The organism is uncultured Maritalea sp. (assembly GCF_937139385.1).
GTDB classification, from domain to species: domain Bacteria; phylum Pseudomonadota; class Alphaproteobacteria; order Rhizobiales; family Devosiaceae; genus Maritalea; species Maritalea porphyrae_A.
This window is the reverse complement of sequence record NZ_CAKZPW010000230.1, coordinates 1-8,682: the sequence shown is the minus strand read 5'-3', so window position 1 is coordinate 8,682 and position 8,682 is coordinate 1. Positions and strand designations below refer to the sequence as shown.

Below are 8,682 nucleotides of genomic sequence, written 5' to 3'. Positions count from 1 at the left end.
CATTTTTCTTATTATTGGTTTTCATGCACCCAGCTTGATGACCATCGGCATGATGACCATGGAGCTTTCACGGCGCGACGGCCGCCCACTTGGTGTCGCCATAATTGATGCGCTTAAGCGCATCGCAACCAATCCTTTATTGATCGGCATCGCCTGCGGCGTCACCCTGAACCTGAGCGGCCTGTCGCTGCCAAAGGTTTTGGATGACGCCACTATCATGATGGTCGCAGCAGTGCTGCCAACAGCTTTATTCGGTCTTGGTGCAGCGCTCACGCAATACTCAATCAAAAAGGCCGTGTGGCCCGCAGCAATGATGTCGCTGATTAAAACGCTGCTACATCCGTTTTTGGCGTGGGTAATCCTGGTGCCCATTTTAGGGGTGCCGCATGAGGTGTCGCGTGCGGTTGTATTGTTGGCCGCTATGCCGTCGGGCATAAATGCCTATATTTTTGCCACCTACTATAACCGTGCGCTTGACGTGGCCACCAGCACTGTGCTGCTTTCCACATTGATCAGCGTATTCTCAATCTCATTCTGGCTGTGGTTTCTATCATGAGAAAAATCCTGCTGGCGGGGCCTCTCCCGGCCGATTGTATTCAAATGTTGGACGCGCAATTTGAACTGTTCAAATTGTATGAAGCGGACAATCGAAGCGCATATTTGTTGGAACACGGCTATAAGATTGAAGGATTGAGTGGCGGCAAGGTGAGTGCTGAGCTAATTGCTCAACTCCCCAACCTTGAAATCATCGCAAACTATGGCGTTGGTTACGACAATATCGATATTGACGCCGCAAGAGCGCGGGGCGTCCGCGTTACCAATACCCCAAATCGTTTAAACGCTGCTGTAGCGGAATTGACTGTTGGTCTAATGGTATCGCTCGCCCGTCAGATCCCACAAAGTCATGATTATGTACGCACTGGCCGTTGGTCAACTGATGGGCAATGGCCCCTTACCGGTCAGCTTGCCGGTGCAAAGGCAGGAATTTTGGGGCTAGGGCGGATCGGCAAAGCGATCGCTACGCGGTTGACGGCATTTGATATGGAAGTCGCCTATCATGGGCGTACGCACCAAGAGGACCAACCTTACCATTATTTCGATAGTTTGCTCGACATGGCCAGCAATGTTGATTGGTTGGTGGTGATCGCGCCGGGCGGCGAGGGGACAAACAGAATAATCTCCCGTAAAGTTTTGGAGGCGTTGGGTTCAAACGGTTCGTTTGTCAATATCGCGCGCGGCAATATGGTGGATCAAGACGCGTTGATTGACCTGCTGACAAATGGTGGTTTGCGCGGTGCAGCGTTGGATGTGTTTGATGGCGAGCCTGAGGTGCCACAAGCTTTGCGAGAACTTAACAATGTCATCCTTTCGCCGCACAACGGCAGTGCCACCCGACAAACCCGCGCGCAAATGAGCAGTCAGGTCGTTGAAAACCTGATCGCCTATTTTGAAAACGGCGAACTGCTCGACAAAGTGGTCTGAGCAAAAAAATGCCCCGCACAATGGCGGGGCGAGTGGCCTCTTCGGTCAGGAAGCTGCTAATTTGCGGGCATGGCCGTTTCAACCAATTGCGCCCAATACGATGATCCGTAGGGGATCACTTCATCGTTGAAGTCGTATGTGTCTTGGTGAAGGCCAGCGGTGTCGCCATTGCCGATCATGATAAAGGCGCCAGGGCGCGCATTGGCCATGAAGGAAAAGTCTTCGCCACCCATGGTCGGCTCAACGTTTGTATCCACGCGATCTTCGCCAACTAGTTTTTGCGCAATTGATGCGGCAAACGCAGTTTGCGCTGGGGCATTCATGGTCACTGGGTAGCCATCTTTATAGTCAACGTCAGCTTTGCCGCCAAAGCTTGCTGCAATTGCTTGTGCGGTCGAGATCAGCCGCGCTTTCACGTTTTCACGCACTTCAGGGTTGAGCGCGCGCACCGTGCCACAAATCTCCACGTTCATTGGAATAATGTTGAACGCCGAGCCACCATTGATTTTGGTGGTTGAAAGAACCGCCGACTGAATTGGGTCCACATTGCGTGACACAATCGTTTGTAATGCTGTGATGATATGCGCAGAAATCACAACCGGATCAACAGACAGGTGGGGCATTGCCGCATGGCTATCAACACCAGTGACTTTTATTGTCCACTGGTCCGCCGCCGCCATGATGCCACCTTCGCGAATAGCAAATTGACCAACGGGAATGCCGGGGAAATTGTGCATGCCAAACACTTCTTCAATGCCAAATCGCTCCATCATGCCATCGTCAACCATGGCTTTGCCGCCCGCGCCACCTTCTTCAGCTGGCTGGAAAATCACAGCAACCGTGCCGTCAAAATTGCGGGTTTCCGCCAGATATTTAGCAGCGCCTAGAAGCATTGCAGTGTGCCCATCGTGCCCACAAGCATGCATGGCACCATCGGTTTTAGAGGCGTGCTCTAATCCCGTTTTTTCAAAGATCGGCAGCGCATCCATATCGGCGCGCAATCCAATGACACGGCCAGAGCCGGTTTTATTGCCTTTGATTATGCCAACGACGCCGGTTTGGCCAATGCCCGGCACAACTTCGTCACAGCCAAAGCTTTTGAGCAATTCTTCAACCTTGCCGGCGGTGCGGTGCACCTCATACAATATTTCTGGGTTTTCATGCAGGTCGCGTCGCCATGCAGTAATCTCGTCATGAAACTCGGCGATACGATTGATAATAGGCACTGTAATCTCCCCGTAAGTCTTTTGTTATTCGCATGCATACTCTTTTAAAGAGTTAGCCCTTGCGCAGTGGTTGGACCATTATTGTGCACCAACCTTTTCGCATTGAAAAGGGAAATGTCAGACAATAATCAACTTAATGCAAGCCTATCTCATGCTGTGCACCATTTTCTAGCGTCACAACGACAGTATATCGCTCGTTCTCCGATCTAAGCGCAAAATCGCCGTCGATGGGGGCGTTCAGCGGCCATTGCGCAATCACGTTTGGCTTAGGCAGTAATGACACGGCGTAAAGCACTTTCCGGTTTGGACCGGGCAGTACCAAATCGGATACGCCGTCTTTGTTCACATCCACGACGGCGCTCATCTGCTGATGGCGCGACCCATTGCGATGGTTAGAATATCCATCCAATTCGGCAACCCGCCGCAAGTCCCCATTTTCCAACCGCCAGAATTCTAGTCGCTTTGTCAAATGCGGCTTTTGCACCAAGGCGATTTCAAGAAACCCGTCGCCGTCAAAATCGGCGATGCCTGCTGGGTTTAGCCAACGAAACGGCAACCCAATATGCGGCGTTTGAGCCAGCAATTTTATGTCGTCTTTGATGGCAAAAACCGCCAGCGATGCCCCTTGCACTGCCGAACTCATCACAACGATCAATTCGTCATTCCCATCGTTGTTTAAGTCAGCTAACCGAACATGACGATCCTCGAACACCAAATGTTGGGGCAAATCATATTGCAAAATGTCGCCATTCCGCATTTCAGCAACAAGGCTCGCGGCTTCATATCTGTCACCCAAAACAAAGTGCTGATAGCTTGTGGTTGGGTTCGCAAGCCACGCACGTGCCACCTGGTTTTCGCCAATTGAAACAAAGCTGTTTGGCAGTGGCGTTGGAACTTGGGCCATTGCTGGCAGACATGCCGACAATAGAATAAGTAAAATGCCAGGCAGGGAAAAGAAGCGCATAGACGTGAAATCCTGATCAACTGGTCCAGAATTCTTAGTCTGAATAGAACGAATGGACGAAGCAAATCACTTGCTTGTTACGTCTGCGCTGGTTAACACAAATACCGTGCCAAAAACGGTACAAACATCCAAACCGGAACAAGGTCATGTTTGAAAATCTATCACCCGCACCACAAGACAAAATCATTGCGCTCATCGCTGAATTTGCTGCAGACGAGCGTGACAATAAGATCGATCTAGGCGTCGGCGTCTATAAAGACGCGACGGGCAATACGCCCATTATGACGGCTGTGCAAAAGGCGGAAGCCAAACGGGTGAAAGACCAAACCACCAAGACCTACGTAGGTATGGCGGGCAATATTGGCTTTAACAATTCAATGGTCGACCTAATTTTGGGCGACAGCGTTTCGCGCGATCGTGTGCGGGCAGCCCAAGCTCCCGGCGGCACTGGCGCTTTGCGCTTGATCGCAGATTTGCTCAATATCGCAAAGCCTGGCGCAACCGTTTATATTTCTGACCCAACCTGGCCAAACCACATTCCGTTGATGGAAGCTGCGGGTCTTAAAACAGCAACATACCCCTATTTTGACGCAGAAAAGCGTAACGTGCGTTTTGACGATCTTTGCGCCGCTGTCACCAAAATGACCAGCGACGATATCTTGTTGCTACACGGTTGCTGCCATAACCCAACTGGCGCAAACCTGACCAACGATCAGTGGGACAAGTTAACTGACATCATTGAAGATGCTGGTGTGTTTGTGCTGGTTGATATCGCATACCTTGGTTTTGGCGATGGCTTGGAAGAAGATGCGTACGGCTTGCGTAAACTTGCTTCAACCTTGCCTGAGATGGCAGTGGCGGCATCATGCTCCAAAAACTTTGGCCTTTACCGCGAACGTGTCGGCTGTGCCATGATCATCGGAACAGATGAAAATTCAGCCAACACAACCTTCTCGCAATTGCTTGGTGCGGCACGTGCCAACTATTCAATGCCACCCGATCACGGTGCAGAAATCGTCAATATTATCTTGAACGACAAAGACTTGCGCACCGAATGGGAAGCCGAATTGACCGACGTGCGCAACCATATGGTCACGATCCGTGAAAACCTGGCAGAAGCCATGCGTAAACGCTCCAACAGCGCGGATTATGATTTCATTGCTCAGCACCGTGGCATGTTCTCTTTGATCGGCATTTCGCCAGAAGACGTGGCCAAACTGAAAAAAGACTATGGCGTCTATATGGTGGGTAACTCACGCATGAATATCGCTGGTCTTGGTGTTGATAAGATCGACATTTTCGCCGATGCATTGGCCGATTTGGCCCGCAAGTAGGCACCAAAGCCTAAAAGAATTACGGGGCCTTCGGGCCCCGTTTTTGGCTGTCACCCTCTCTGCTTCCCTTTTTGAGGTGCGTCAATTATGAAAAGCATGCGGTGTGCTAACTTCTTTTAAAAATGGAGGTTAATCACAATGCCAAAACCCACTGACAGCGTCGACGCGTATATTGCGGACAAGAGTGAAGTTGTGCAGACGCTGCTGGTCAGTCTGCGCGAACTCGTAAATACGCACTTGCCGGATTCAAAAGAGGGCATGAAGTGGGGCGCACCTGTTTACAAGAATAAACACGACACACCTGTCGTCTATCTTTATGGGGGCAAAGACCACGCCAACTTGGGGTTTGTGCATGGCGCAAAACTAGATGATCCAGAAAACCTTTTAGAAGGAAAAGGCAAAGACGGGCGGCACATAAAGATCTATGCACAAAGCGACATCATAGTTCCCCACCTGATCCCACTATTGCACCAGTGTGCTGATATTACTTAGCGAATTTTGGGAGGATAAGTTTAGGTGAGTTTTTTCAACATGGTTGCTAATTGTGCCATTTCATTTTCGCTGAGTTTTTCGCCCAACGCTTTTTGCATCGCCGGGCCGTAAACGGCCCACATTTTGCGTCGCATTTTTCGTCCTTGGTCGGTGATGGACAAGGCAACCCCACGGCCGTCTTCTGGGCAGTCGTGTTTGGCAATCAGCCCCTGTGCTTCCATCCGATTAATCAACCGCGACATGCCATATTGCGGCAACAACAATTTTGGTTGCAGCTCAAATGCGCGCAGGCCGCATTCAGAGGTTTGTTCGAGTTCCCACAACACATCATACCACGACAAATTGGGTAGTCGGGCCTTCTTTAGTTCAGCTTCAATTGCCTCATGCGCCAGTGTGTGCGCCCGAAACAGTGCTGCCCATGCTTTTTGCGTATGCTCACTTGGTATCACCATAATGTGAAGGTAGATGCAGTTGCATCTAAATGCAAGTCCATATAGGTAGATGCAGTTGCATGTTTATGGAGATGAAAATGCCTAACTACAAATTGATAAGCTTCCCGCTTTGCCCCTATGTTCAGCGCGCTCTAATCGTATTGGCGGAAAAAGACGTACCCTTCGAGCGGATTGATATCGACCTTGCCAACAAACCGGATTGGTTCTTGAAGCTCTCACCCTTGGGCAAAGTGCCGGTGCTGCAAGCTGATGACAACGTTCTGTTTGAAAGCCAGGTGATCGCAGAGTATCTTGATGAAGTTACCCCGGGTTCGCTGCACCCAACAGACCCGCTGCAAAAAGCCAAGCACCGCGCCTGGATCGAATTTGCATCCCAAACATTGGCAACCCTATGGGGGTTATATACCGCAGAAACACAGGAAGTGTTTGAAACAAAACGCAAAGAGCTTTTAGAAAAATTCGCGCGGGTCGACGAACAGGTCGAAGGCCGGTTTTTTGCCGGTGACAATTTCCACCTGGTGGATGGCGTTTGGGGAACCGTTTTCCGCTACATCCAAACATTTGAAACGCTTGGCGACTTTGATTTTTACCAAGGGTCTGAAAAATTGCGCACGTGGCACAATGCCGTTTTGGCCCGCCAGAGCGTAATCGATGCGGCGCCATCAAACTATAACGACCAGCTATTGGCCTTTGTTAAAAAGCGAGATGGCTATTTGGCAACTTTGGTCAAAACGGAAATCGCGGCCTAACTTGGCGGCAGTTTTACGCTTTCGTTGTTGAGGCGAGGCGTCAAATGAATACCCGCAATCATGCAACGCACAGAGCCGCCGGCCATTTCAATGGTCGGCACGCTCAAGGGCAGCAATTTGGCGCTTTTGCCAATGATGCGTTTTTGCTCAACGCTAAGTGCGTCAACGCCAGTCTGAGACAACGCCAATAGGCGACCATCGGTGCCTGATAATTCAATGGCATTTCCTGCGAATGAAGCGATCTGATCTGCACTCAAATTGACAACGGTGCGGCCCGACTGCTCAAAGCGTTCAATAATTTCGGCGCGGCGTGCAGGGTTCACAATCATATCGGTTGAAATCAACACAAAGTCAGTGGCGATGCTCATCAATACATTGGTGTGATAAACGTCTGCACCACTTTCATCTTGTGCTTCAAATACCATTGGTTCGTAACCAAAATGCGTGCAGAACCGCTCGAGCGCGATCGGATCGAGGCGGTTGGATTTGACCGCATAGGCGACCCGTTCAACATGGTCCAAAACCATTGCTCCGGTGCCTTCAAGAAAAATATGATCTGGCTCTAGGCCAGAATAATCCACCACTTCTTGAACGCGATAACAGCGCTTCAGTTCTTCGATAACGTCGGCCCGACGTTCTTTGCGGCGGCTTGGCGCATACATTGGATAGATAGCGATGTGCCCGCCCGGATGGGTGGAAAACCAATTGTTTGGAAAAACGCTGTCCGGCGTTTCAGTGCCTTCATCATCAAATAAATGCACCCGTACGCCATATGTTTCAAGCTTGGCGACGGCCTGGGTCACTTCGTCAAACGCACGTTTGGCAATCTCATTTGCACTCACGTCTGTCGGGTGCTTTTGAAATTTATTGTCGCCTGCGGTTTCCGTATTTGGGTGGAAATGGTGCGGGCGCACCATCACCACCGCGCTCGGAGCTTGAACGCTTCGCCGTTTCTGCAACATTGGTTTTAGCTCGCTGCCTGCTCTGGCGTTTTGGCGCGCTGCACCATGCCGAAAAGATCACGTGGATCGTCCGGGTCGGCAATCATGTCCAAATCTTCATAAAAGCCAGTGGCTTTCATTTTGTTAGATTGTGCCGTTAAGTTGGCTTGTTCTAACGCACTGCGGGCTTGATCGATTTGGCTTTGGTGCGCCGATCGGGCACGTTCTAATTCATCCAATGCCGTTTGTGACTGTTGTACTGTTTGGCGTTTTTCATCCCTTAATTTTTCTGTGCTGATGCGGTCAGTAATCAGTTGTTCTAAATCCGTCTGCTTGCCTGACATGGGGTCCAAATCTTGGCTCATTTGTTGTAACAACTGGTCTTTTCGAGCCGTTAATTGTGCCAAGTTGTCTTGTGTTCGCATCATGCCCTGCTGTAATGCTTGCACTTTATTTTGGTGTGCGGCCAAGCCAATTTTTTGTTGGTAATAACGCGTGGATATGTCGTTGAGTTGTGACTTGCTTTGTTGGTATTGGCCTTGGATACCTTGCTGTTGCTGCTGGAGTTCGAGTTTGTTGGTTTCTATAGCCACCAAGTCGTTCATCGCTTGTTCTAACAGGGTGCGTGATGCTTTGATGGCGGCCTCGTCGTTTTCTAATGCCTTTCTGACTTGCTCACTTTCTTCATTTTTTTGTGCCGCTTGCTTTTTTAGCTGCTCAATTAATTGTTGTTTATTGAGTATCAGGCCATTCAATTCTGACAGCTTGCGATGAGACATGTTGACATCCAGCTGCAGCTGTTCAATTTGACCTTGGTGGTTGATTTTATTGGCTTTGACCAATTCATTGTCTTGTTGCGCTTGTTCAAGGCTGACTTCGTCGGCCTCAATGTTCTGATCTAACTGTTTCAGCTCTTTTTGTCGCAACAAAAAACTGTCCTCTGAGCCACCTTGGTTGATGTGCAACCAATGTTGGCTTAACCAATGTCCATCTGCGGTCACCACAGATTCGCCGGTAGATAAACTGCTGACCACATTTTGTG

At 50.0% G+C, this 8,682-nt stretch carries 10 protein-coding genes; 5 read left to right on the top strand and 5 right to left on the bottom strand.

Annotation, left to right across the window (positions count from 1 at the left end; translation table 11 throughout):
• Both Q0231_RS09810 and Q0231_RS09805 read left to right on the top strand, forming a co-directional pair.
• Positions 1 to 556 (top strand): AEC family transporter (locus tag Q0231_RS09810; RefSeq protein ID WP_299347470.1); only part of this gene is annotated, 556 nt, incomplete at its 5' end.
• Entirely contained in the window at positions 553 to 1,482 is a 930-nt protein-coding gene (locus tag Q0231_RS09805) for a 2-hydroxyacid dehydrogenase (RefSeq protein ID WP_299347469.1), read from the top strand. The genes Q0231_RS09810 and Q0231_RS09805, both read left to right, overlap by 4 nt.
• Positions 1,483 to 1,538: 56 nt before the next feature.
• Here Q0231_RS09805 and Q0231_RS09800 read toward each other — a convergent pair whose 3' ends face one another.
• Both Q0231_RS09800 and Q0231_RS09795 read right to left on the bottom strand, forming a co-directional pair.
• Positions 1,539 to 2,708 (bottom strand): M20 aminoacylase family protein, encoded by a 1,170-nt coding sequence (locus Q0231_RS09800; RefSeq protein ID WP_299347467.1) that lies wholly within the window; start codon positions 2,706 to 2,708, stop codon positions 1,539 to 1,541.
• Positions 2,709 to 2,841: 133 nt separating this feature from the next.
• On the bottom strand, positions 2,842 to 3,672 hold the full coding sequence (locus Q0231_RS09795; protein WP_299347465.1) for a VCBS repeat-containing protein: 831 nt from the start codon (positions 3,670 to 3,672) through the stop codon (positions 2,842 to 2,844).
• A gap of 146 nt (positions 3,673 to 3,818) precedes the next feature.
• On the opposite strand from Q0231_RS09795, the gene Q0231_RS09790 reads away from it, so the two are divergent.
• Together Q0231_RS09790 and Q0231_RS09785 are read left to right on the top strand one after the other, a co-directional pair.
• Entirely contained in the window at positions 3,819 to 5,006 is a 1,188-nt protein-coding gene (locus Q0231_RS09790; protein ID WP_299347463.1) for an amino acid aminotransferase, read from the top strand.
• A 138-nt stretch (positions 5,007 to 5,144) separates the two neighbouring features.
• Positions 5,145 to 5,498 (top strand): DUF1801 domain-containing protein, encoded by a 354-nt coding sequence (locus Q0231_RS09785; RefSeq protein ID WP_269392657.1) that lies wholly within the window; start codon positions 5,145 to 5,147, stop codon positions 5,496 to 5,498.
• Positions 5,499 to 5,518: 20 nt separating this feature from the next.
• Here the strand turns inward: Q0231_RS09785 and Q0231_RS09780 are convergent, their stop codons facing one another.
• On the bottom strand, positions 5,519 to 5,950 hold the full coding sequence (locus tag Q0231_RS09780; protein WP_299347460.1) for a MarR family winged helix-turn-helix transcriptional regulator: 432 nt from the start codon (positions 5,948 to 5,950) through the stop codon (positions 5,519 to 5,521).
• Positions 5,951 to 6,027: 77 nt separating this feature from the next.
• On the opposite strand from Q0231_RS09780, the gene Q0231_RS09775 reads away from it, so the two are divergent.
• A complete protein-coding gene (locus tag Q0231_RS09775; RefSeq protein ID WP_299347459.1) occupies positions 6,028 to 6,699 on the top strand; it encodes a glutathione S-transferase family protein in 672 nt (223 codons plus the stop codon).
• On the opposite strand, the gene ctlX is transcribed toward Q0231_RS09775, so the two are convergent.
• The gene (ctlX, locus tag Q0231_RS09770; RefSeq protein ID WP_299347458.1) at positions 6,696 to 7,661 is read right to left on the bottom strand and encodes a citrulline utilization hydrolase CtlX; all 966 of its coding nucleotides are present in this window, start codon (positions 7,659 to 7,661) and stop codon (positions 6,696 to 6,698) included. The genes Q0231_RS09775 and ctlX overlap by 4 nt on opposite strands.
• A 5-nt stretch (positions 7,662 to 7,666) precedes the next feature.
• Positions 7,667 to 8,674 carry a hypothetical protein gene (locus Q0231_RS09765; protein WP_299347472.1) on the bottom strand — a complete coding sequence of 336 codons (1,008 nt, stop codon included), beginning with the start codon at positions 8,672 to 8,674 and terminating at the stop codon, positions 7,667 to 7,669.
• Positions 8,675 to 8,682: the final 8 nt, after the last annotated feature.

Bases quoted from the DNA above. Each gene is read 5' to 3' on its own strand.
- ctlX (WP_299347458.1), bottom strand. From the start codon at position 7,661: ATGTTGCAGAAACGGCGAAGCGTTCAAGCTCCGAGCGCGGTGGTGATG.
- Q0231_RS09790 (WP_299347463.1), top strand. From the start codon at position 3,819: ATGTTTGAAAATCTATCACCCGCACCACAAGACAAAATCATTGCGCTC.
- Q0231_RS09795 (WP_299347465.1), bottom strand. From the start codon at position 3,672: ATGCGCTTCTTTTCCCTGCCTGGCATTTTACTTATTCTATTGTCGGCA.
- Q0231_RS09785 (WP_269392657.1), top strand. From the start codon at position 5,145: ATGCCAAAACCCACTGACAGCGTCGACGCGTATATTGCGGACAAGAGT.
- Q0231_RS09780 (WP_299347460.1), bottom strand. From the start codon at position 5,950: ATGGTGATACCAAGTGAGCATACGCAAAAAGCATGGGCAGCACTGTTT.
- Q0231_RS09805 (WP_299347469.1), top strand. From the start codon at position 553: ATGAGAAAAATCCTGCTGGCGGGGCCTCTCCCGGCCGATTGTATTCAA.
- Q0231_RS09775 (WP_299347459.1), top strand. From the start codon at position 6,028: ATGCCTAACTACAAATTGATAAGCTTCCCGCTTTGCCCCTATGTTCAG.